The following is a 20,510-nucleotide window of genomic DNA, read 5'->3' as shown; positions in this document are numbered from 1 at the left end:
ACGGGTAGTGATGGTCGTGGATATGCAAAACGGCGTGTTCGCCACGCCGCGTCTGGCGCGCGAGCGCTGCGTCGCGCAAATTAATCGTCTGGTGCGCGCGGCGGACAAGGTTATTTTCATTCAGCATGATGAAGCCGGCGGCCTCGAAGCCGGCAGCGAAGGCTTCGCCCTGCTTCCCGAGCTGGAACAGCCAGCTGGCGCGCTGTATGTCACCAAAACCGCCTGCGACGCCTTCTATCACACCTCGCTGGCGCAGGTGCTGGACGAACACGACATTCAGCAATTCGTCATCTGCGGCTGCGCCACCGACTACTGCCTCGACACTACCATTAAAAACGGCGCCAGCCGCGGGTACGGTATTGTGATCGCGGAAGATGCCCACACCACCGCCGACCGCCCCGCCGCGCAGGCCGCGACGCTTATCGCCCACTACAATGAGGTGTGGCGTACGCTGACCGTTCCTGGCAATCCTTTACAGGTGAAACCCACAGAAACAATTCTGCACGCCTGGCAGCAGAACTAAGCTGTTGATATCCGGTCTTATCATTCGTCTGCCCCGCGAGAGCGCATCCACGCGGCGGCCGACGTATGCGTCGTACACAGCAATAGCAGAACGATAAGAGGTTAGCAGGAGACAATAATGTTTAAATCTTTTTTCCCCAAACCGGGGCCGTTTTTTATTTCTGCCTTTATCTGGTCGCTGCTGGCCGTGATCTTTTGGCAGGCGGGCGGCGGCGACTGGCTGCTGCGGGTCACCGGGGCATCGCAAAATGTGGCGATCAGCGCGGCGCGCTTCTGGTCGCTCAACTATCTGGTGTTCTACGCTTACTATCTGTTTTGCGTCGGCGTATTTGCACTGTTCTGGTTTGTCTACTGCCCGCACCGCTGGCAGTACTGGTCGATTCTCGGCACGTCGCTCATCATCTTCGTCACCTGGTTTCTGGTGGAAGTCGGGGTGGCGATCAACGCCTGGTATGCGCCGTTCTACGACCTGATCCAGAGCGCGCTGGCCACCCCGCATAAGGTCAGCATCAACCAGTTTTATCAGGAGATCGGCATCTTTCTCGGCATCGCGATCATCGCGGTGATCATTGGCGTGATGAACAACTTCTTCGTCAGCCACTATGTCTTCCGCTGGCGTACGGCGATGAACGAACACTATATGGCCCACTGGCAGCATCTGCGCCATATCGAAGGCGCCGCGCAGCGTGTGCAGGAAGATACCATGCGCTTTGCTTCCACCCTGGAAGATATGGGGGTGAGCTTTATCAACGCGGTGATGACCCTGATCGCCTTCCTGCCGGTGCTGGTGACACTCTCCGAACACGTTCCCGACCTGCCCATCGTCGGTCATCTGCCGTATGGCCTGGTGATTGCCGCTATCGTCTGGTCGCTGATGGGAACCGGCATGCTGGCGGTAGTGGGGATTAAGCTGCCTGGCCTGGAGTTTAAAAACCAGCGCGTGGAAGCCGCCTATCGTAAAGAGCTGGTCTATGGTGAGGACGATGAAACCCGCGCCACGCCGCCGACGGTGCGCGAGCTGTTCAGCGCGGTGCGTCGCAACTATTTCCGTCTCTATTTCCACTATATGTATTTCAATATCGCCCGCATTCTCTACCTGCAGGTGGATAACGTTTTCGGCCTTTTCCTGCTGTTTCCGTCGATCGTTGCCGGTACGATTACCCTCGGGCTGATGACGCAAATTACCAACGTTTTCGGCCAGGTGCGCGGCTCGTTCCAGTACCTGATCAGCTCGTGGACGACGCTGGTGGAACTGATGTCCATCTACAAACGTCTGCGCAGTTTTGAACGCGAGCTGGACGGCAAGCCGCTGCAGGAAGCGATCCCGACATTACGTTAATCAAGACAAGGAAGCATGATGGCCGCACGTTTATCGCGCATTATTCCCGGTTCATTGACGCTGCTGGCGGCCATGGTGCTGAGCGCCTGTACCAGCCAGCAGGCCCCGACGCTGAAAGAGGGCGAGAAGCCCGTTGACGTGGCGTCGGTGGTGCGGCAGAAAATGCCGGCCAGCGTCAAGGATCGGGAGGCCTGGGCGCAAGCCATCGCCACCGCGTTTGACAGCCAGAAGCTGGCGCCGACGGAAGAGAACGTTTGTTCGGTGCTGGCGGTCGCGCAGCAGGAGTCTAACTATCAGTCCGATCCGGTGGTGCCGGGGCTAAATAAAATCGCCTGGCAGGAAATTGACCGCCGGGCGGAAAAAATGCACATTCCGCCGTTTCTGGTCCATACCGCGCTGAAGATCACTTCGCCAAACGGCAAAAGCTACAGCGACCGTCTGGACAACGTGAAGACGGAAAAGCAGCTGAGCGCCATTTTTGATGACTTTATCGGGATGGTGCCGATGGGGCAGAAGCTGTTCGGTTCGCTTAACCCGGTGCATACCGGAGGCCCAATGCAGGTCAGCATTGCCTTTGCCGAGCAGCACACCTCCGGCTACCCGTGGAAAATGAGCGGTACGGTGCGCCAGGAGGTCTTCAGCCTGCGCGGTGGCCTGTGGTTTGGCACCTATCATCTGCTGAACTACCCGGCCAGTTACAGTGCGCCGCTGTACCGCTTTGCCGACTTCAACGCCGGCTGGTATGCCAGCCGTAACGCCGCCTTCCAGAACGCGGTGGTGAAAGCCAGCGGGGTAAAACTAGCGCTCGACGGCGACCTTATCCGATACGACAGCGATGAACCGGGCAGCACCGAACTGGCGGTGCGTCGCCTGGCGGGCCAGTTGGGAATGAGCGACAGCGAGATCCACCGCCAGCTGAAAAAGGGTGACAGCCTGGCGTTTGAGAAGACCGACCTTTATCAGCAGGTTTTCCGCCTCGCCGAGAAAAAGGCGGGCAAGACCCTGCCGCGGGAAATGTTGCCAGGGATCCAGCTGGAGAGTCCGAAAATTACCCGAAATCTGACGACGGCGTGGTTTGCAAAACGGGTTGATGAGCGGCGGGCAAACTGTATGGCGCGGCGTTAACGGCGTTGACGCCAGCGCACGATAAGCGCGAGCAGCCCGATGAACGAGCAGCCGATCGCGAAAGGGATCAGTCCAAAGAGAGTGCCAACGGCGAGGCTGATGTCGACTTGCGGACGGCTGGCGTCCTGCGTTTGCATCAAGCGTTCAAATACCCCCGGGGCGTGGATCAGCATGCTGAGCATCTGCGCGCCGGCCCAGCAGCAGACCAGGACGAACAGCCCGTAGGCGATATGGCTGCCGGTCAGCGCCCCTCTTTTTTTATTTCCCAAAAGCGATTTTGAAAAACTGAATTCAGCCATAGGCCCTCCCACCTCTGCGCTGCTGGTTTTTTCTCCAGCTCTATGGCAGGTATTCTGGCAGTGAGGGGCCTTTGTCAGTATCAGATTGCTGGTAATTGCCGTCCAGGAATAATCCTGTTTTCGCCGTTGTGTTAACCGCGCCACAGGATCCAAAAGGGAGAGCGGCGTCGCAATCCAGCAACATTCTCCCTGGCGCTACAGACCGCCGCGGGCGGCTATGCGAAGATGCGTTTTTTGCTGTTGGAGGCCGCATGAAGCTCACTGATAAAATTCGCCGCGACTGGCACTACTACGCGGTGGCGCTGGGGTTAATTTTTATTCTCAATGGGGTGGTGGGGCTGCTGGGGTTTGAAACGCAGGGCTGGCAATCTTACGCCGTTGGTCTGGTGACCTGGGTGATTAGCTTCTGGGCCGCGGGCCTGGTGATCCGCCGCCGCCCGGCAGAAGAGGCCTGAGACCCCTGCTGCCAGGCGCGGTAAACGCGTTTTAGTTCATGGAGGTTTTCAGCGCCCGGTCCGCGGCATGGCGCTCCAGCGCCAGCTCAATCAACCGGGTGATCAGGCTGGTGTAGTCGAGGCCGCTGGCCTGCCACAGCTTCGGATACATGCTGATGTTGGTAAAGCCCGGCAGGGTGTTGATCTCGTTGATCACCACCTCGTTGTCGGCGGTGAGGAACACGTCAACGCGGGCCATGCCGCTGCAGCCCAGGGTCTGGTAGGCCTGCACCGCAATAGCGCGGATCTTGTCGTTGATCTCAGGGGCGATGGCGGCCGGGACCACCACCTGCGCGCCCTGGTCATCGATATATTTGGTGTCGTAGGCGTAAAACTCGCTGTTGAGGACAATTTCACCGCAGGTGCTGGCCTGCGGGTGGTCGTTACCCAGCACCGCACACTCAATTTCCCGCCCTTTAATGCCTTGTTCCACCACCACTTTATGGTCAAATTCAAAGGCCAGGGCCACCGCCTGATGGTACTGCTCTTCGTTTTTAACTTTGCTGACGCCAACCGATGAGCCCTGATTGGCCGGCTTCACGAACAGCGGCAGGCCCAGCTTCGCTTCGACATCGGCAAAGCTGAACTGCGCGCGGTTGGCGCGGGTCAAGGTGATAAACGGGGCGACAGCGAGCCCGGCATCGCGCAGCAGACGTTTGGTCACGTCTTTGTCCATACAGGCCGCGGAGCCCAGCACATCGGAACCCACGAAAGGCAGATTCGCCATGCGCAGCATGCCCTGCAGGGAGCCATCCTCGCCCAGCGTGCCGTGGACGATGGGGAAAATCACATCGATAGCCGCCAGCGGCTGGCCGCTGTCGGCGTTAATCAGCTGCTGTGCTTCGCGGCCTGGGATCTGCGCCAGAGTCACTGTGGAAGGGCGCAGGGCAATGCGGGCAGGATCCTGAGCATTGAGCAGGTAGTTGCCGGCGTCGTTGATGTGCCATAGCCCCTGTTTATCAATGCCCAACAGAACCACATCGAAGCGCGATTTATCAATCGCTTCCACGATATTCTTCGCTGACTGCAGCGACACTTCATGCTCCGCCGACTTGCCGCCAAAAACGATCCCAACCCTCATCTTTGCCATTTCAACTTCCATCCAGATAACATCAAAGGGCATAACATACCATGTGAAACCGCTGCCTGCCTGCCATAATATTTACCTGATCAATTGACGGGAGTGGGCGTGAGAGGAAAGACGCTGCTGGTGCTGGCCGGGCTGCTCGGCGCGGGCCTGTTGGGATACCGCTATCTGCCGCCGCACCTGAATCCTCTGGTACCGCTGGCGCTGGACGATCCCCCGGGCTGGCTGACGTCATTCAAGCTGCGCAGGCTGACGGCAGATCAGTGCGCCTCCCTGCTGGCGGAAGCCAATCGCCGGCGGCTTATCGCCAGCCGGCCGGTGGCCGACAGCGAGGGAAGCTGCCCGCTGCATAACGTGGTGCGAGTGGCGAATTTTGGCAGCGTGATGCTGAGCAGCAGCTTCCTCGCCAGCTGCCCGCTGGCGCTCAGCACTGCGCTGTATGTCGAGCAGCAGGCGAAACCGCTGACCCGCCAGCTGATGGCGAGCGATCTGCGCCAGATCGATCATCTCGGCAGCTTCGCCTGCCGCAATATCTACCATCGGCAACAGGCGCGGCGCAGTGAACACGCCACGGCGGACGCGCTGGACGTCAGCGGTTTCCGTCTGGCGGACGGCCGACGCGTCAGCGTCCTGCAGGGCTGGCGGAACGAGACCTCGCATCCTTGGCTGGCGGCGCTGTTGAGCAACAGCTGCCACTACTTCGGCAACGCACTGGGGCCAGAGTACAATGCGGCTCACGCCAATCATTTTCATCTGGGGATGCGCGGACAGGGCTTCTGCTTTTGAGCATAAAGCGCTGTGAGCAGCCTAAATGACCAGAAAATGCTTCGTCAGGTTCTCATCCGCACTCATAAAACACCAAACTCATCGCCAGCGCATCTATGGTAGTACACCAGTGGAATGAAATTGCTAAGCTAGGTAATAATTGGCAAATCATTAATGAATACGCGTAGTTATGGAATCCTGGAAGGTTAATCTTATCTCCGTCTGGTTTGGCTGCTTTTTTACCGGCCTGGCGATCAGTCAAATTCTCCCTTTTTTGCCCCTCTACGTCTCCCAGTTGGGCGTCACCTCGCATGAAGCGCTGTCGATGTGGTCGGGGCTGACCTTCAGCGTGACTTTTCTTGTCTCGGCGATCGTTTCGCCGATGTGGGGGAGCCTGGCAGACCGCAAAGGCCGCAAGCTGATGCTGCTGCGTGCCTCGCTGGGGATGGCGATTGCTATTTTACTGCAGGCCTTCGCCACTAACGTCTGGCAGCTGTTTATCCTGCGGGCGATCATGGGCTTAACCTCCGGTTATATCCCCAACGCCATGGCGCTGGTGGCCTCCCAGGTGCCGCGCGAGCGTAGCGGCTGGGCGCTGAGCACGCTATCAACGGCGCAAATCAGCGGCGTGATCGGCGGCCCACTGCTCGGCGGCTTCCTGGCTGATCATGTCGGTTTGCGCGCCGTATTTATCATCACCGCGATTTTGCTGACCGTAAGCTTCCTGGTGACGCTGTTTCTGATTAAAGAGGGCGCCCGCCCGCAGGTCAGCAAAAGCGAGCGCCTCACCGGGAAACAAGTCTTTGCCTCCTTGCCCTACCCGGGGCTGGTGATCAGCCTCTTTTTCACCACCCTGGTGATCCAGTTGTGCAACGGCTCAATTGGCCCAATTCTGGCGCTGTTTATCAAGTCGATGGTGCCGGACAGCAACAATATCGCCTTTCTGGCCGGGATGATCGCCGCGGTGCCCGGCGTGTCAGCGCTGATTTCTGCGCCACGGCTGGGTAAGTTAGGCGATCGCATCGGTACCTCGCGGATCCTGCTCGCGACGCTCTGCTGCGCAGTGGTGATGTTCTTCGCCATGTCCTTTGTCACCACCCCACTGCAGCTGGGGACGCTGCGTTTCCTGCTTGGCTTTGCCGATGGCGCGATGCTCCCGGCGGTGCAGACCTTATTGCTGAAATACAGTAGCGACAGCGTCACCGGGCGCATCTTTGGCTATAACCAGTCGTTTATGTATCTGGGCAATGTCGCCGGGCCGCTGATTGGCGCCTCTGTATCCGCCATGGCCGGCTTCCGCTGGGTGTTTATTGCCACCGCCATTATCGTCTTCATCAACCTCTGGCAGCTGGCATGGATGCTGCGCCGCACCCGTCGCGCTGCGGCGTAATTCTCTGTTGACGGTATTTCATCAGAATACCGTCAACATTATTCACCGTCGTAGATTAACCATTACTTTTTGTTATCGCCATTTCGTGAGCGATATTCCATTTCATTATTTCCCGCACCATCTGGGTATAACCATCCCCGGCCATGATTAAACAATACTATTTATAGTGGTATTTTGTTGTGGTAAAACGTTTCGCTGTATATTGGGTGTTGCGATGATTCTTATTTTAAGTAATTCTGAGGTCCGTCATCGGGTATGACATCCCAATCAAAAACAGGCCTCGCATAAGGAACTGGTGCTATGAAGAATCTCATTGCTGAGTTACTGGTTAAACTGGCGCAAAAGGAAGAAGAAGCAAAGGAACTGACGGTGCAGGTTGAAGCGCTGGAGATCGTGGTCACCGCATTATTGCGCCATATGGAGCATGATGCCCAGCAGGCATTGATTCAGGATATTGAGCAGGCAATAGACCAGGTGACGCCCTGTCCGCCGGTCAACGACCAGGATGCGATGCTGCTGCAGCAATATCTAAAGAAGCTGTTGCGGCATCCTCGTAGCTAGTCTTTGTGACACGACAAGGATGCCGTCATTTTTCTGTCATCTCCCTTTTATAAAGTCTCCCCCGTTTTGTTTTTTTAAGTATTTTTTACATGGAGATGACAAAAGTGAAATTAAGCGCCCTGTTTATTGCCCTGGTTCCTCTGCTGGGCTCGCCGGTTATTCATGCAGAAACCACTGCTGCGCCGGTTCTGGAAAATCGCGCTGCGCAAGGAGATATCACCACTCCCGGCGGCGCGCGTCGTTTAACAGGCGATCAAACCGAAGCGCTGCGCGCCTCGTTAATCAATAAGCCGGCTAAAAACGTTATTTTGCTGATTGGCGATGGCATGGGTGATTCGGAAATTACCGCTGCGCGAAATTATGCGGAAGGGGCGGGCGGTTTCTTTAAAGGCATTGACGCCCTGCCGTTAACCGGACAATACACGCACTATTCGCTGGATAAAAAAACCGGTAAACCGGACTACGTGACCGACTCGGCGGCGTCCGCCACCGCCTGGACCACCGGCGTGAAGACCTATAACGGCGCGCTGGGCGTCGATATTCATGAAAAAGATCACCAGACCCTCCTCGAGCTGGCGAAAGCGGCGGGGCTGGCCACCGGCAACGTTTCCACCGCCGAGCTGCAGGATGCCACCCCCGCGGCGCTGGTAGCGCATGTGACATCGCGTAAATGCTACGGCCCCACGGTCACCAGCGAAAAATGCCCCAGCAATGCGCTGGAGAAAGGGGGCAAAGGCTCCATTACCGAACAGCTGCTGAATGCCCGGCCGGATGTCACCTTAGGCGGCGGGGCGAAGACCTTTGCCGAAACGGCGACGGCGGGCGAGTGGCAGGGCAAAACCCTGCGCGAGCAGGCGGAGGCCCGCGGCTACCAGATAGTGACCGATGCGGCTTCTCTTGCCGCCGCGACTGACGCCAGTCAGGCTAAGCCGCTGTTGGGACTCTTCGCCGACGGCAATATGCCGGTACGCTGGGAAGGGCCGAAGGCGTCTTATCACGGCAATATCGATAAGGCGCCGGTGACCTGTACGCCAAACCCGAAACGCGACGCCTCGGTGCCGACGCTGGCGCAGATGACGGAGAAAGCGATTGACCTGCTGAGCCGCAACGAGAAAGGTTTCTTCCTGCAGGTGGAAGGCGCTTCCATCGATAAACAGGATCATGCGGCGAATCCGTGCGGCCAGATCGGTGAAACCGTTGACCTCGACGAAGCGGTGCAGAAGGCGCTGGAGTTTGCGCGAAAAGATGGCAATACCCTGGTGATCGTCACCGCCGACCATGCGCACGCCAGCCAGATCATTCCGGCGGACAGCAAAGCCCCGGGACTGACCCAGGCTCTGAATACCCACGATGGCGCAGTGATGGTCATGAGCTACGGCAACTCTGAGGAAGAGTCGATGGAGCATACCGGCACCCAGCTGCGCATTGCGGCCTACGGTCCACACGCGGCTAACGTCGTCGGCCTGACCGACCAGACCGACCTGTTCTCGACCATGAAAGCTGCCCTGAGTCTGAAATAAGTCGCTGCCGGTGGCGAAATTGCGTCACCGGCTGGTTTTTTTTCTATCTGCGTCCAGACTTACAACGATCCACTCACAGAAGGATGGTGCGATGAAAATAACCTTACTAATGACCCTACTGTTTGGCTTGATCTTTATCAGCGCGGTTGGCGCGGCAGAAAAAACGCCCACTCCACAGCAGCAAAAGATGACGGACTGCAATCAGCAAGCGTCATCCAAAGCGCTGAAGGGAGATGAGCGCAAAACGTTTATGAGCCAGTGCCTGAAAAAAGAGACCACCACGTCGCAAGGAAAAGCGCTCACCCCTCAGCAGCAGAAGATGAGCGACTGCAACAAAGCGGCCTCGGCAAAATCGTTGAAGGGTGATGAACGCAGTACCTTCATGAGTACCTGCCTGAAGAAAGCCTGAAAAAAAGGGAGCGCTTATCCGCTCCCTTCTTCTTTGAATACTCAGGGTATTACTGCCTACCCTCTCAGGCTCAGGCGCGGCTCAGTTTCTCTGATTTCTCCATACACTGGGTGATGGCTTCGATCACGGCGGAGCGGAACCCTTTCTCTTCCAGCACGCGGACGGCTTCGATGGTGGTCCCGCCAGGCGAGCAGACCATATCTTTCAGCGCCCCCGGGTGCTCGCCGCTCTCCAGCACCATTTTGGCGGAGCCCATTACCGCCTGGGCGGCGAATTTATAGGCCTGGGCGCGCGGCATCCCGCCGAGGACGGCGGCATCGGCCATCGCTTCGATAAACATAAAGACATAGGCCGGCGCGGAGCCGCTCACGCCCACCACCGGATGGATCATCGGCTCGGCAATTTGTTCCGCCTGGCCAAAGCAGCGGAAAATGGTCAGCACTTCGGCCACATCTTCGCTGCTCACCAGCGCGTTAGGCGTGACGGAGGTCATACCGGCGTTGACCAGTGACGGCGTATTGGGCATCGCGCGAATAATTTTGCGATCGTGACCGAGGGCGCGCGCCAGTTGCTCAAGCGTGACCCCGGCGGCGATGGAGACCACCAGCGACTCTTTATTCAGGCTTGAGGCGACGTCGCCCAGCACTTTGGTCATGATCTCCGGCTTCACCGCGCCGAAGACGATATCGGCAATCTGCGCCACTTCCTGAGCGCTCCCGGCCGCGTTAATGCCATACTGGTCGCGCAGAGCCGCAACCTTGTCCGGCGACGGGGTGTAGACCCAGATTTGTCCCGGCTGTACCTGGCCGCTGGCGATCAGTCCACCCAGAATGGCCTTACCCATATTGCCGCAGCCGATAAAGCCAATTTTCTTATCCATCACCATTCCCCTCTGCTTTTTTCGTTACGATCTGATTAGCTTACCATCCTGGCGCTTTCATGGGGGAGAAAAGCAGGTAACATTGGCGTCACTTATTGCAGGTAACAGGAGCTGGCATGGCTATTTGGGTAGATGCGGACGCGTGTCCGAACGTGATTAAAGAGATTTTGTTCCGCGCGGCAGAGCGAACCCAGATCCCGGTGACGCTGGTGGCGAATCAGCCGCTGCGCGTACCGCCGTCGCGTTTCATCCGCACTCTGCGGGTTGAGCAAGGTTTTGACGTGGCGGATAACGAAATCGTCCGCCAGTGTGCGCCGGGGGATTTGGTGATCACCGCCGATATCCCGCTGGCGGCGGAAGTGCTGGCGAAGGGCGGTGCGGCGCTGAATCCGCGCGGGGAACGCTACAGTGAGGCGACGATCCGCGAGCGGCTGACAATGCGGGATTTTATGGAGACATTGCGGGCCAGCGGCGTTCAGACCGGCGGCCCGGATAGTTTATCGCAGCGCGATCGGCAACAGTTTGCCGCCGAGCTGGAGAAGTGGTTGCTGGCGGTTAAACGTCAGCAGGGTTAGACCCAGCTATCGTCGTCGCTGCCAACATCATCGTCGCCAAAGCCGGCGTCGAAGTCGTCGTTCCAGGTATTGTCGGCAAGGAACTGATCGTCTCCCTGGCGGAACGGATCGTCACCTGCGGTGGCGTCCTGCGCGGGAGTGGCATCAGGCTGCGGCTTCTCTTCGATGATATTGACGATCTCCTGCGGGTGCGAGCCGCTGAACATATTGGTCAGCATATTGCCCAGCACCACGCCGCCTGCTACGCCTGCGGCTGTTTGCAGCGCGCCCGCCATAAAGCCGCCGCCGCGTGCGGCTGCCTGCGGGGCATAGTTCTGCTGCTGTTGCGGCGGGGCATACTGCGGCTGGGCGCTGGCCTGCGGGCGTCCGTATTGCTCCGCGCCCGGGATAGGGTCAGAACCGCGTGACGAGCCGCCTCCGCCAAACAAGCCGGAGAGGAATCCGCCGCTGCTGGGCTTCGCCGCCTGCAGCTGGCTGACCTGGCTTTCCAGCGCCTGGATGCGATCGTTAAGCTGTTTAATCGCGGCTTCCTGGATAAGAATGGTTTGCGCCATATAGTAGGGTGCCGCCGGCTGCGCGCTCACATGTTGGGCAATCCGCTCCTCGGCGCTGGTATCGCGCGATGCACTGTGTGTCTCAGCCTCTTTCAGCCGGGAAAACAGCCCATCAATAAGGCGTTGTTCTTCAGATTGCATGTTACATTCCTCTGTCACACTGTTGAATTGGCATCAGGGTGCGTCTGAAACACGATGTTGTAAATATGTTGCTTCGTAAAGCTATGCATAAATGTGTTACCGTTTACGCCAGCGTTGGATAAAAAATAACGCCCAGCCGAAAGTAAAGCTGGTTAAACACTTAATGCAATGATAAGTTTACATCAAGAGCCCCTTTTCTCACTGTGGTAATAGGGGTGTAAAGAAGTTGTGTAACGTTTAATTTACGCATGCGTTGCGGAACAAACAGCGATAATACGTTCTTTCGTTTTCATTTTTTACGACAGGCGGAACCAGGGGGTCTTCGGTCATGACACAGCCAATCTTTCTCATCGGGCCACGGGGCTGCGGTAAAACCACCGTCGGCCATGCGCTGGCGCGAGCGCGGCATTTTCAGTTCTCCGATACCGATCATCGGCTGCAGGCTCATGAGCAGCGGACGGTGGCAGAGATCGTGCAGGCAGAAGGGTGGGCGCGTTTTCGCGAACTGGAGACCCTGTCGCTGAAGGCCGTGACTCTGCCGAATACGGTGATCGCCACCGGCGGCGGCATTGTGCTGGCGGAAGGTAACCGCCAGTTTATGCGGGAGAATGGCGTGGTGATCTATCTGCAGGCCTCGGTGTCGGCGCTGATTGATCGTCTGGAGGCCTACCCAAAAGCCGAGCAGCGGCCGACGCTGACCGGGAAACCGGTACGTGAAGAAGTGGGCGAGGTGCTGGCGCAGCGCGAAGCCTTATACCGTGACGCCGCCCATCACATCGTGGATGCCACGGCCTCCCCGGATCGGGTGGTGGAGCAGATTATGACCATGCTGTGTGGCGTGACGGCGACCCCGGTAAGTTAAGAATTTACTTACATTAAGACGGTGAGGGGCGCCTATACTTGATAGTTCTGACGCCAGAAGAAGGAAGAACTATGCCAAACAGGCCCCCTTATCCGAGAGAAGCCCGCGTTGTGGCGGTAGAGAAAGGCCCGCAGGGTCAGACCGTCACCTGGTATCAACTCCGCGCGGATTATCCTGAACCCAATTCGCTGATCAGCGAACATCCTACCGAGCAGGAAGCCGTGGATGCCAAGCGGCGCTATGAAGATCCTGACAAGTCGTAACCCCTGAGCCCGGATTGCCTGCCATACTGGCAATATCGGGCGTATCTCACATTTTTTATTTATCAGTCGTACTAATGAATATCTAACACACGGATTTTTCAGGCACGCCGCTGCCGCCGGTCAATCTTTACATTCAACGGCGGCGCGGAGCTGCTACGCTTCTCGACGGTTGATTTTTACTCAACAGGGGGGCGGATGCTGTGTGTGGTAAGTCTGTCTTGAAGCAGTGGTAGTGAAAAGGTACATGATATGAGTAGTGCAACGATGGCAATTTTGACCATCGGCGTTGTGCCGCTGGCGGGAGTGTTGCCGCTCCTGACCGAACATATCAGGGAAGAACAGATCACCCACATTAGTCTGCTGGGCGATATGACCCATGCTGAGGTAAGCAAAGAGTACACGGTGGGTGACGGCGAGCAGGGCCTGCTGACCTTGCTCAGTGATAACCAGCTGGCGATGATATCGCGGCAGAAAATTGAACGGGATATCCGCAGTGTGATCGCGATGCTGGATCGGCAGAACTATGATGTGATCCTGTTGCTTAGCTCCGAACAGTTGAGTGGTTTTACGACCCACCATGCGATCCTTCTTGAGCCGCAGCGGATCATCCCGCCGCTGGTGGCGTCGATCGTCGATGGGCATCAGGTGGGGGTGATCGTGCCGGTGGAAGAGATCATGCCCATGCAGCGGCAAAAGTGGCTCTCGCTGGAAAAGTCGCCGTACTACGCGCTGGCCAACCCCTTTACCGGCAGCGACAGTGAGCTATTAAGCGCCGGTAAAGCGCTGCTGGAGCAGGGCGCCGACGTCCTGGTGCTCGACTGTCTCGGTTACTATCAACATCACCGCGATGTGTTACAAAAAGCCCTGGACGTCCCGGTTTTGCTGTCGAATGTGCTGGTTTCCCGACTGGCGGCAGAACTATTGGTCTAATGTGTTAATTTCACGTGACAGGGGCAAGGAGCGCCCCCTATATTGAGCCTTTAATCGACGATCAGAAGGGCTTGTTTATGCTTCAAAGCAATGAATACTTTGACGGAAAAGTGAAATCCATTGGCTTCACCAGCAGCAGTACCGGTCGCGCCAGCGTTGGCGTGATGGCGGAAGGGGAATATACCTTTGGTACGGCGCAGCCGGAAGAGATGACGGTGGTCAGCGGGGCGCTGAATGTCCTGCTGCCGGGTGAGACTGAGTGGAAAGTTTACGCCGCCGGCGAAGTTTTCAATGTGCCAGGCAACAGCGAATTTCATCTGCAGGTGGCTGAGCCAACCTCTTATCTGTGCCGCTATCTGTAAGCCAGAGTGACACCCGGCGCCTGCCGCCGGGTTGTTTTTTCCTTCCTGCCTGGCAGGAAGGAAAGCGGCGCTTAGCGCTGTGCTTCGCCGCCGAGCCCTTCTACCAGGCTTTGGATCAGAGCGGCCAGCTCGCCGGTCATTAAGATAAAGTCGGCGTCAAAGCGCTGGGCGAAATCTTCCCGATCGATATCTTCGTTTTGATCGCGTAATTCATCGCAGAACTTGAGGCGCTTAATCGACGCGTCGTCGCAGATCACAAACTGAATACGCTGCTGCCAGTCCAGCGCCAGCTTGGTGACGACCTTCCCGGCCTCAATGTGCACGGCGATTTCGTCGCTGACCAGATCCTGTTTCTTGGCGCGGATCACGCCGCCATCTTCCAGCATCGCTTTCAGCTCGGCTTCATCCAGCAACTGGAAGCCCTGCGCCACGGTGCCGGAGCGGACCCACTCGGTCAGCGTCAGCTCAATCGGATTCTCCAGGGTCAGCGGCACCACCGGCAGCGAACCGAGGGTTTTACGCAGCAGGGCCAGGGTGTCTTCCGCTTTCTTCGCGCTGGCGCAGTCCACCATGATCAGGCCGTTAACGGTGTCGATCCACATCATCGTCTGGCTGAAGCGGCTGAAGGCGCGCGGCAGCAGCGAATGCAGCACTTCATCTTTCAGGGAATCTTTCTCGGTCTTCTTCAGCTTGCGGCCCTGATCGGCTTCCAGCTTCTGGATCTTCGCTTCCAGCGCCTGCTTGATCACCGGCGACGGCAGGATCTTTTCTTCTTTACGCGCGCAGATAACGATCTGGCCGTTTGCCGTATGCGTCAGCGCGTCGCTGTGCGATCCCATCGGCGACACCCAACCGGTTTTCGCCATATCCTGGCTGCCACAAGGGGTAAATGTCAGCTCGGCCAGCTGTTTTTCCATCTCCTCGGCGCGCAATTCGATATCGCGGCTGAGACGGTAAACCATTAAATTTTTGAACCACAGCATGATAATTTCCACGGCTTTGTCGTTAAATCAGGCGGGCATGATAGCGAATTGTCGCTATGCTTGCATTGTTAATCGGGGTGAGGAGCTGAGCGTGCGTATTGGTATTGATTTAGGTGGAACAAAAACCGAAGTGATAGCCCTGAGTGACCAGGGAGAGCAGCTGTTTCGCCACCGGTTACCCACGCCGCGTGAGGACTACCGGCAAACCATCGAGACTATCGCCACCCTGGTGGCGATGGCCGAGCAGGCGACCGGACAGCAGGGTACCGTGGGGATGGGCATTCCTGGCTCAATTTCGCCCTATACCGGGGTGGTGAAAAACGCCAACTCGACCTGGCTCAACGGCCAGCCCTTTGATAAGGATCTCAGCCTGCGCCTTGAGCGTGAAGTCCGGCTGGCCAACGACGCCAACTGTCTGGCGGTGTCGGAAGCGGTGGACGGCGCGGCGGCGGGGGCGCAAACGGTGTTCGCGGTGATTATCGGCACTGGCTGCGGCGCCGGGGTGGCGCTCAACGGGCGGGCGCATATCGGCGGCAACGGTAATGCCGGCGAGTGGGGGCATAACCCGCTGCCGTGGATGGACGACGATGAGCTGTGCTATCGTGCGCAAGTGCCCTGCTACTGCGGTAAACAGGGGTGTATCGAAACCTTTATCTCCGGCACCGGCTTTGCCACCGACTACCAGCGGCTGAGCGGCAAGGGGTTAACCGGCAGCGAGATTATGCGCCTGGTGGGTGAAGGTGATGAAAAGGCCGAACTGGCGCTGAGCCGCTATGAACAGCGGCTGGCGAAATCGCTGGCTCACGTGGTGAATATCCTCGACCCGGACGTTATCGTGCTGGGCGGCGGGATGAGCAACGTCGAGCGACTGTACCAGACGGTACCGGACCTGGTGAAGCCGTGGGTCTTCGGCGGCGAGTGTGAAACACCGATCCGCAAAGCGTTGCACGGTGACTCCAGCGGAGTACGCGGCGCGGCCTGGCTGTGGCCGCTCCAGGGGACCTGAACCGTTTCCCCGCATCCGGGCCCTCCGGGAGAGGGCCGGGCTGCGGGAACATCGCAATAACCCAGACCTCACTCCACGGCAAACGCTCTGTCCAGCCGACTGTAACCCAGGCCATTTATCTTCTTCACTTTGATCTGCACCGGAATACGTTCCTTCATCGCCTCCACGTGGCTGATCACCCCGATAATTTTGCCGCTGGCGTTAAGGGCATCCAGGGCGTCCAGCGCCGTATCCAGCGTTTCGCTGTCGAGGGTGCCGAAGCCTTCATCGAGAAACAGGGAGTCAATCCGCGTTTTATGGCTCACCAGGTCAGACAGCGCCAGGGCCAGCGCCAGGCTGACGAGGAAACTTTCGCCGCCAGAGAGGGTGCGGGTGTCGCGCACGGCGTCGGCCTGCCAGGTATCGACAACCTCCAGCTCCAGCGCCTCGCTGGCCTTGCGTTGCAGCAGATAGCGGCCGTGCAGGCGGTTGAGCTGCTGGTTTGCCAGCCAGACCAGATTATCGAGGGTCAGCCCCTGGGCGAATTTGCGGAACCGGTCGCCGGTGCTGGATCCGATCAGCGAATTCAGATAGCCCCAGTCGTCCGCCAGCTGCGTCGCCTCTGCAATCTGCTGTCCCAGCGCCTGCTGATGCTGGCGGCTTTCATTATCCTGCCTGAGCTGCTGGCGGATCTCACCCTGGCGGGTGGTATTGTCCCGCAGCCTCTGGGCCAGGGCGTGCAGCTGCGTTTGCAGGGTGGGGCCGTCAGTGTCTGATCCTTGCGGACGCAGCGCCAGATGCGCCTGTTGTTGCTGGGTCGCTTGCTCGCAAAGCGCCGTCGCCTGCTGGAGCTGCTGCTCCAGCGTCTGTTTTAACTGCGTCAGCCGCTGGCTGGTCTCGTCATCCAGCAGCGCGGCGAGGAACGCCTCCCGATCGTTAAAGCGGCTGGCGGCCAGGGCAGTCGTGAATTGCGTCTGTGACTGGTGCACGCGCGCCGTTTCTTCAGTCTCCAGCTGCTGCTGGGCGACGAGCTGGCTGTGCAGCGACAGGCATTCCTCGTGGATTTCGCGCCAGTTGTCCGGGATAACCGGCTCAGCCTCCGCGTCATCCTCGTCGCCGGACGGCAGCGTATCGAGCAGCGGTTTCAGGGCGGCGATCTGCTCCTGAATCATGCCATGCTGCGTCTGTTGCGCCTGCCACCGGGAAAATTCGCTTTCGCGAGCGTGCAGCCAGGCGGCTTCTGCGCCTTCTTCCGGCAGGCTGAGTGACAGCGTCTGCAGGGCGTTCTCCAGCCCCTGGCGCGTGGTCTCCAGCTGCTGGTGAGCCTGGCGCTCCAGCGCTTGCTGGTCGTTGAGCTGGCTCTGTAACATCAGACGCTGGCTGAGCTGATAGAGCTGCTGCTCGTAGCGCTCCTGCTCCTGCATCCAGTCGTTTATCTCTTGCGCAATATCCCGGGTGACCTGCAGAGCGGCGCAGGTTTCCTGCCACGCTTTAGTGAGCGCTTGCTCTTCCTCTGTGAGCCGCCGGGCCGCTTCGGTCTCACGCTGGAGCTGCTGCGTCAGGGCGTTGACCTGCCCGAGGACCAGCAGACCTTCTTCTTTCAGCGCGGCGACCTCTTTTTCCAGCGCGTCGCGGCGGCGCTGATTATCCGTGACCGTTAGGGAGGCGTATTGCTCAATCGCCGGATGTTCACAGGATCCGCACAGCGGGCAGGGTTTACCCGCCTCGAGCCGGGCGCGGTAACCTTCCAGATCTTTAATCGTTTCTTCCCGCTGGCAGAGCGCCTTCAGGTCGAGATAGTGCTGGTTTTTGTCTTTATATTGCTCCCGACGTTGCGTCAGGGTGGCGTTGAGTTTTGCCTGCTCCGTCTGCGCCTGCTGGACGCTCTCGGCGTGCTGACGCAGGCGTTTGTGCAACTGCTGATGCTGTTCATGCAGGGAGATCAGCCGCTGGCGCAGCGGCCGCGACTGCGTTTGCTGCGCCATCGCCGCCGTGACTTCCTCTGCGGACAACGACAGGGAACTGACTGGCAGAGCGCTCAGTTTCTGGCGCAGCGCGCCCAGGCGGGTGGTCTGAGCCGTTAGCTGTTGTTTATCCCGCGTCAGCTGCGAGAACTGCGCTCGCCAGCCGGCAATCTCCTGACCCCATAAGCGGAATCGATCATGGGCGGCCAGCCACTGCGCCAGCTCCGTCAGTTCAGCCTGACGCTGCTGCTGAGCGTGCAGGGCGCTACGGCGGATGCGCGCGCGCTGCGCGGTGCAGGCAAGTAAGCGAGCATTTACTTCGTTGATCCGTTGCCGGGTTTGCGCCAGACCAGCCACCTGTTCCTGCTGACGCTCCCACAGGGGGCGCAGCTGGGCGGCGGGCTGGGCCAGCTCAAGCTTCGCCAGCGCCGGGGCGGCGTCGGTCAGCGCCTGGCGGGCCTGCTGCTGCCGGGTGACCGCCTGCTGGTGCTGTTGCGTCAGCTCGTCGCGGCGCGTCAGCCACTGAAGCTGCTGCTGCTGATTTTGCTGCTGCGTCAGCAGGGTTTTCTCTTCGTCAGTGAGTACCTGCAAACTTTCCAGCAACGCCTGCTGCTGCGCTTCCGTCAGCAGGACGATGCCCGCCGCCCGGGCTTCGAACTTCTCCAGCGCGTGGCGAGCGGTTTTGTGCTGTTCGTAGACCATGGCCGAAATCTGGCCGTAGATTTCCGTGCCGGTCAGCTCCTCCAGCAGTTCCGCGCGATCGCTCGGCTTCGCGTTCAGGAAGGCGGCAAATTGCCCCTGGGAAAGCAGCATTGAGCGGGTGAAGCGGCCATAGTCGAGGCCGGTGAGCGTCGCGGTTTGCTCCAGCTTGTCCGAGACCTTATCGGCGAGGATTTTGCCGTCGGCGCAGCGCGCCAGCTCGACGCGGGGCGCCTGCAGATTGCCATCCGGCTGGTTGCGCGCCCGGTTCTGGCTCCAGAAAGCGCGGTAGGCGATGCCTTTTACTTCAAACTCGACTTCCGCCAGACACTCGGCGGTATCGCGGGTCATCAGGTCATTTTGCGACTGGGAGACTTTATTCAGGCGCGGCGTCTCGTGATAAAGCGCCAGGCAAATGGCATCGAGCAGGGTGGTTTTGCCGGCGCCAGTGGCGCCGGTAATGGCGAACAGGCCGTTGCTGGCGAACGGCTCGGCGGTAAAGTCTATCTTCCATTCACCCTTCAGGGAGTTGAGATTTTTCAGACGCAGACTGAGGATTTTCATGCGTTTTCGTCCTCCGCGGTAAGTGTATGCAGCGTATGGGTGAACAGCTCGTGCAGCCGGGCGCGCTTGTCATCGTCAATCTCGGTCAGCGCCAGCCGGCGCTCGAACACCTCTTCCACCTTCAGTTCGCTGAGGGTCTCCCGCTGGGCGTTGAGCAATATTTTCTCGCGCTGCTCGCGGCTGCGGCGTACCAGCAACACTTCCACCGGTAAATCCTCCGTCAGCGCCTGAATATGACGCTGAATATCGTGCAGGTAGTCCTCGGTGGTAATTTCGATATCCAGCCACACCGGCGGGTCCTGCTCGACGCCGCGCCACTGCTCCAGCTGGGCGGTGATGGCGGCCAGATCGCCTTTGATCACTGCCAGCGGCTGGGTCACGGGCACCTCCAGGGTTTCCACGGCGCTGAGGCGCCCGTCGTTAAAGCTCACCAGGTGCACCGATTTGGCTTTGCCGGTTTCATCGAAGCTCAGCGGTAGCGGCGAGCCGCTGTAGCGGATGTGTTCGCAACCACCGACCACCTGCGCGCGGTGAATATGGCCCAGCGCAATGTAGTCGGCAGGCGGGAAGTGTTGCGCCGGAAAGGCATCCAGCGTGCCGATGTAAATGTCGCGGACGGCATCGCTTTTGCTGGCGCCGACGGTGGTCAGGTGGCCGCTGGCAATGATGGGCAGCGGCCGATCGCCGCGCAGCGCGCAGGCCTGCTGATACTGCTCCTGATAATAGTCGCTGATGGCGTGCAGGAGCTGTTGCTGTTTTTCCCGACCGGAGTGGCCGGCCTGACTGGTGACCAGCTCGCGCGGGCGTAAAAACGGCACCGGGCAAAAGATGGCACCCGGGGTGCCGTCGCGCAACGGCAGCTCAATGGGCGCGTAGCCGGCGTTCGCCACCACGGTGGTGTGCAAAAAGGCGAGAATATCGCGGGACTCATTGAGCATCGCCACCGAATCGTGATTGCCCGCCAGCACCACCAGGCGACAGCCGGTCTGCTGCAGCTGGACGACAAAACGGTTATACAGTTCGCGGGCGTAGCTCGGCGGCGAGCCGGTATCAAAAATATCGCCAGCCACGATAATGGCGTCGACTTCATGCTCCTGCGCGCGGTCCAGCAGCCAGGTAAGAAAAGCGTCGTGTTCGGCCGCACGGCTTTTGCTGTAAAAATTCTGGCCCAAATGCCAGTCGGAGGTGTGAAGGAGGCGCATAAATCTTCCCTAGCGAAAAAAGCATGGGCGGCAGT

General features: G+C 58.9%; 22 protein-coding genes. 15 read left to right on the top strand and 7 right to left on the bottom strand.

Going from position 1 to position 20,510, the window contains the following annotated elements:
• Positions 1 to 10 precede the first annotated feature (10 nt).
• The 3 genes from CWM57_RS11290 to CWM57_RS11280 all read left to right on the top strand — a co-directional run bounded on the left by CWM57_RS11290 (position 11) and on the right by CWM57_RS11280 (position 2,986).
• Entirely contained in the window at positions 11 to 523 is a 513-nt protein-coding gene (locus CWM57_RS11290; RefSeq protein ID WP_162493340.1) for an isochorismatase family protein, read from the top strand.
• A gap of 117 nt (positions 524 to 640) precedes the next feature.
• Positions 641 to 1,861 (top strand): peptide antibiotic transporter SbmA, encoded by a 1,221-nt coding sequence (gene sbmA / locus CWM57_RS11285; RefSeq protein WP_061155611.1) that lies wholly within the window; start codon positions 641 to 643, stop codon positions 1,859 to 1,861.
• A gap of 18 nt (positions 1,862 to 1,879) precedes the next feature.
• Positions 1,880 to 2,986: a DUF1615 domain-containing protein gene (locus CWM57_RS11280; RefSeq protein ID WP_100676214.1), complete on the top strand. Its 1,107-nt coding sequence runs from the start codon at positions 1,880 to 1,882 to the stop codon at positions 2,984 to 2,986.
• On the opposite strand, the gene CWM57_RS11275 is transcribed toward CWM57_RS11280, so the two are convergent.
• Positions 2,983 to 3,285: a YaiY family protein gene (locus CWM57_RS11275; protein WP_074386768.1), complete on the bottom strand. Its 303-nt coding sequence runs from the start codon at positions 3,283 to 3,285 to the stop codon at positions 2,983 to 2,985. The genes CWM57_RS11280 and CWM57_RS11275 overlap by 4 nt on opposite strands.
• A gap of 251 nt (positions 3,286 to 3,536) precedes the next feature.
• Between CWM57_RS11275 and CWM57_RS11270 the strand changes: the two genes are divergently transcribed.
• Entirely contained in the window at positions 3,537 to 3,740 is a 204-nt protein-coding gene (locus CWM57_RS11270; RefSeq protein ID WP_012968852.1) for a DUF2754 family protein, read from the top strand.
• A 31-nt stretch (positions 3,741 to 3,771) separates the two neighbouring features.
• On the opposite strand, the gene ddlA is transcribed toward CWM57_RS11270, so the two are convergent.
• Complete coding sequence (ddlA, locus tag CWM57_RS11265) at positions 3,772 to 4,869, bottom strand: D-alanine--D-alanine ligase (RefSeq protein WP_012542722.1); 1,098 nt, start codon at positions 4,867 to 4,869, stop codon at positions 3,772 to 3,774.
• 99 nt (positions 4,870 to 4,968) lie between these two features.
• Here ddlA and CWM57_RS11260 point away from each other — a divergent pair, with 99 nt between their 5' ends.
• The 5 genes from CWM57_RS11260 to CWM57_RS11240 all read left to right on the top strand — a co-directional run bounded on the left by CWM57_RS11260 (position 4,969) and on the right by CWM57_RS11240 (position 9,511).
• A complete protein-coding gene (locus CWM57_RS11260) occupies positions 4,969 to 5,652 on the top strand; it encodes an extensin family protein (RefSeq protein WP_074386767.1) in 684 nt (227 codons plus the stop codon).
• A 169-nt stretch (positions 5,653 to 5,821) separates the two neighbouring features.
• On the top strand, positions 5,822 to 7,021 hold the full coding sequence (locus tag CWM57_RS11255) for a multidrug efflux MFS transporter (RefSeq protein WP_074386766.1): 1,200 nt from the start codon (positions 5,822 to 5,824) through the stop codon (positions 7,019 to 7,021).
• A 300-nt stretch (positions 7,022 to 7,321) separates the two neighbouring features.
• On the top strand, positions 7,322 to 7,582 hold the full coding sequence (gene iraP / locus CWM57_RS11250; protein WP_008805343.1) for an anti-adapter protein IraP: 261 nt from the start codon (positions 7,322 to 7,324) through the stop codon (positions 7,580 to 7,582).
• 89 nt (positions 7,583 to 7,671) lie between these two features.
• The gene (gene phoA, locus CWM57_RS11245; protein ID WP_165784181.1) at positions 7,672 to 9,102 is read left to right on the top strand and encodes an alkaline phosphatase; all 1,431 of its coding nucleotides are present in this window, start codon (positions 7,672 to 7,674) and stop codon (positions 9,100 to 9,102) included.
• A gap of 91 nt (positions 9,103 to 9,193) precedes the next feature.
• Positions 9,194 to 9,511, top strand: coding sequence for a PsiF family protein (locus CWM57_RS11240; RefSeq protein WP_074386765.1), 318 nt, complete (start codon positions 9,194 to 9,196; stop codon positions 9,509 to 9,511).
• Between the two features lie 70 nt (positions 9,512 to 9,581).
• Here CWM57_RS11240 and proC read toward each other — a convergent pair whose 3' ends face one another.
• Entirely contained in the window at positions 9,582 to 10,391 is an 810-nt protein-coding gene (gene proC, locus CWM57_RS11235) for a pyrroline-5-carboxylate reductase (RefSeq protein ID WP_100676240.1), read from the bottom strand.
• 116 nt (positions 10,392 to 10,507) lie between these two features.
• Here proC and CWM57_RS11230 point away from each other — a divergent pair, with 116 nt between their 5' ends.
• Positions 10,508 to 10,966 (top strand): YaiI/YqxD family protein, encoded by a 459-nt coding sequence (locus CWM57_RS11230; RefSeq protein WP_061155601.1) that lies wholly within the window; start codon positions 10,508 to 10,510, stop codon positions 10,964 to 10,966.
• Here the strand turns inward: CWM57_RS11230 and CWM57_RS11225 are convergent.
• Complete coding sequence (locus tag CWM57_RS11225; RefSeq protein ID WP_061155600.1) at positions 10,963 to 11,661, bottom strand: DUF2076 domain-containing protein; 699 nt, start codon at positions 11,659 to 11,661, stop codon at positions 10,963 to 10,965. The genes CWM57_RS11230 and CWM57_RS11225 overlap by 4 nt on opposite strands.
• 328 nt (positions 11,662 to 11,989) lie before the next feature.
• On the opposite strand from CWM57_RS11225, the gene aroL reads away from it, so the two are divergent.
• The 4 genes from aroL (at position 11,990) to ppnP (ending at position 14,078) form a co-directional block, all read left to right on the top strand.
• A complete protein-coding gene (gene aroL / locus CWM57_RS11220; RefSeq protein WP_061155599.1) occupies positions 11,990 to 12,523 on the top strand; it encodes a shikimate kinase AroL in 534 nt (177 codons plus the stop codon).
• Between the two features lie 71 nt (positions 12,524 to 12,594).
• Entirely contained in the window at positions 12,595 to 12,786 is a 192-nt protein-coding gene (locus CWM57_RS11215) for a YaiA family protein (RefSeq protein ID WP_008805350.1), read from the top strand.
• A gap of 249 nt (positions 12,787 to 13,035) precedes the next feature.
• Positions 13,036 to 13,716 carry an AroM family protein gene (locus tag CWM57_RS11210; RefSeq protein ID WP_100676213.1) on the top strand — a complete coding sequence of 227 codons (681 nt, stop codon included), beginning with the start codon at positions 13,036 to 13,038 and terminating at the stop codon, positions 13,714 to 13,716.
• A gap of 77 nt (positions 13,717 to 13,793) precedes the next feature.
• Positions 13,794 to 14,078, top strand: coding sequence for a pyrimidine/purine nucleoside phosphorylase (ppnP, locus tag CWM57_RS11205; protein WP_002890284.1), 285 nt, complete (start codon positions 13,794 to 13,796; stop codon positions 14,076 to 14,078).
• Between the two features lie 71 nt (positions 14,079 to 14,149).
• On the opposite strand, the gene rdgC is transcribed toward ppnP, so the two are convergent.
• Positions 14,150 to 15,061, bottom strand: a complete 912-nt coding sequence (gene rdgC, locus CWM57_RS11200) for a recombination-associated protein RdgC (protein ID WP_100676212.1) — start codon at positions 15,059 to 15,061, stop codon at positions 14,150 to 14,152.
• 91 nt (positions 15,062 to 15,152) lie between these two features.
• On the opposite strand from rdgC, the gene mak reads away from it, so the two are divergent.
• Positions 15,153 to 16,067 carry a fructokinase gene (gene mak / locus CWM57_RS11195; protein WP_100676211.1) on the top strand — a complete coding sequence of 305 codons (915 nt, stop codon included), beginning with the start codon at positions 15,153 to 15,155 and terminating at the stop codon, positions 16,065 to 16,067.
• Positions 16,068 to 16,135: 68 nt separating this feature from the next.
• Here mak and sbcC read toward each other — a convergent pair whose 3' ends face one another.
• Positions 16,136 to 19,273, bottom strand: coding sequence for an exonuclease subunit SbcC (gene sbcC / locus CWM57_RS11190; RefSeq protein WP_100676210.1), 3,138 nt, complete (start codon positions 19,271 to 19,273; stop codon positions 16,136 to 16,138).
• Positions 19,270 to 20,475, bottom strand: coding sequence for an exonuclease subunit SbcD (gene sbcD / locus CWM57_RS11185; protein WP_061155594.1), 1,206 nt, complete (start codon positions 20,473 to 20,475; stop codon positions 19,270 to 19,272). Before sbcD ends, sbcC begins: the two co-directional genes overlap by 4 nt.
• Between the last annotated feature and the right edge of the window lie 35 nt (positions 20,476 to 20,510).

It is taken from the genome of Klebsiella sp. G-Nf4 (genome assembly GCF_002810615.1).
Lineage (GTDB): Bacteria > Pseudomonadota > Gammaproteobacteria > Enterobacterales > Enterobacteriaceae > Klebsiella > Klebsiella variicola.
This window is presented reverse-complemented; position numbering and strand designations above follow the sequence as displayed.

Bases quoted from the DNA above. Each gene is read 5' to 3' on its own strand.
- CWM57_RS11275 (WP_074386768.1), bottom strand. From the start codon at position 3,285: ATGGCTGAATTCAGTTTTTCAAAATCGCTTTTGGGAAATAAAAAAAGA.
- CWM57_RS11210 (WP_100676213.1), top strand. From the start codon at position 13,036: ATGAGTAGTGCAACGATGGCAATTTTGACCATCGGCGTTGTGCCGCTG.
- phoA (WP_165784181.1), top strand. From the start codon at position 7,672: ATGGAGATGACAAAAGTGAAATTAAGCGCCCTGTTTATTGCCCTGGTT.
- ppnP (WP_002890284.1), top strand. From the start codon at position 13,794: ATGCTTCAAAGCAATGAATACTTTGACGGAAAAGTGAAATCCATTGGC.
- aroL (WP_061155599.1), top strand. From the start codon at position 11,990: ATGACACAGCCAATCTTTCTCATCGGGCCACGGGGCTGCGGTAAAACC.
- ddlA (WP_012542722.1), bottom strand. From the start codon at position 4,869: ATGGCAAAGATGAGGGTTGGGATCGTTTTTGGCGGCAAGTCGGCGGAG.
- CWM57_RS11280 (WP_100676214.1), top strand. From the start codon at position 1,880: ATGGCCGCACGTTTATCGCGCATTATTCCCGGTTCATTGACGCTGCTG.
- CWM57_RS11270 (WP_012968852.1), top strand. From the start codon at position 3,537: ATGAAGCTCACTGATAAAATTCGCCGCGACTGGCACTACTACGCGGTG.
- CWM57_RS11225 (WP_061155600.1), bottom strand. From the start codon at position 11,661: ATGCAATCTGAAGAACAACGCCTTATTGATGGGCTGTTTTCCCGGCTG.
- CWM57_RS11240 (WP_074386765.1), top strand. From the start codon at position 9,194: ATGAAAATAACCTTACTAATGACCCTACTGTTTGGCTTGATCTTTATC.
- rdgC (WP_100676212.1), bottom strand. From the start codon at position 15,061: ATGCTGTGGTTCAAAAATTTAATGGTTTACCGTCTCAGCCGCGATATC.
- proC (WP_100676240.1), bottom strand. From the start codon at position 10,391: ATGGATAAGAAAATTGGCTTTATCGGCTGCGGCAATATGGGTAAGGCC.
- CWM57_RS11255 (WP_074386766.1), top strand. From the start codon at position 5,822: ATGGAATCCTGGAAGGTTAATCTTATCTCCGTCTGGTTTGGCTGCTTT.
- sbcC (WP_100676210.1), bottom strand. From the start codon at position 19,273: ATGAAAATCCTCAGTCTGCGTCTGAAAAATCTCAACTCCCTGAAGGGT.
- CWM57_RS11290 (WP_162493340.1), top strand. From the start codon at position 11: ATGGTCGTGGATATGCAAAACGGCGTGTTCGCCACGCCGCGTCTGGCG.
- sbmA (WP_061155611.1), top strand. From the start codon at position 641: ATGTTTAAATCTTTTTTCCCCAAACCGGGGCCGTTTTTTATTTCTGCC.
- iraP (WP_008805343.1), top strand. From the start codon at position 7,322: ATGAAGAATCTCATTGCTGAGTTACTGGTTAAACTGGCGCAAAAGGAA.
- CWM57_RS11230 (WP_061155601.1), top strand. From the start codon at position 10,508: ATGGCTATTTGGGTAGATGCGGACGCGTGTCCGAACGTGATTAAAGAG.
- CWM57_RS11215 (WP_008805350.1), top strand. From the start codon at position 12,595: ATGCCAAACAGGCCCCCTTATCCGAGAGAAGCCCGCGTTGTGGCGGTA.
- sbcD (WP_061155594.1), bottom strand. From the start codon at position 20,475: ATGCGCCTCCTTCACACCTCCGACTGGCATTTGGGCCAGAATTTTTAC.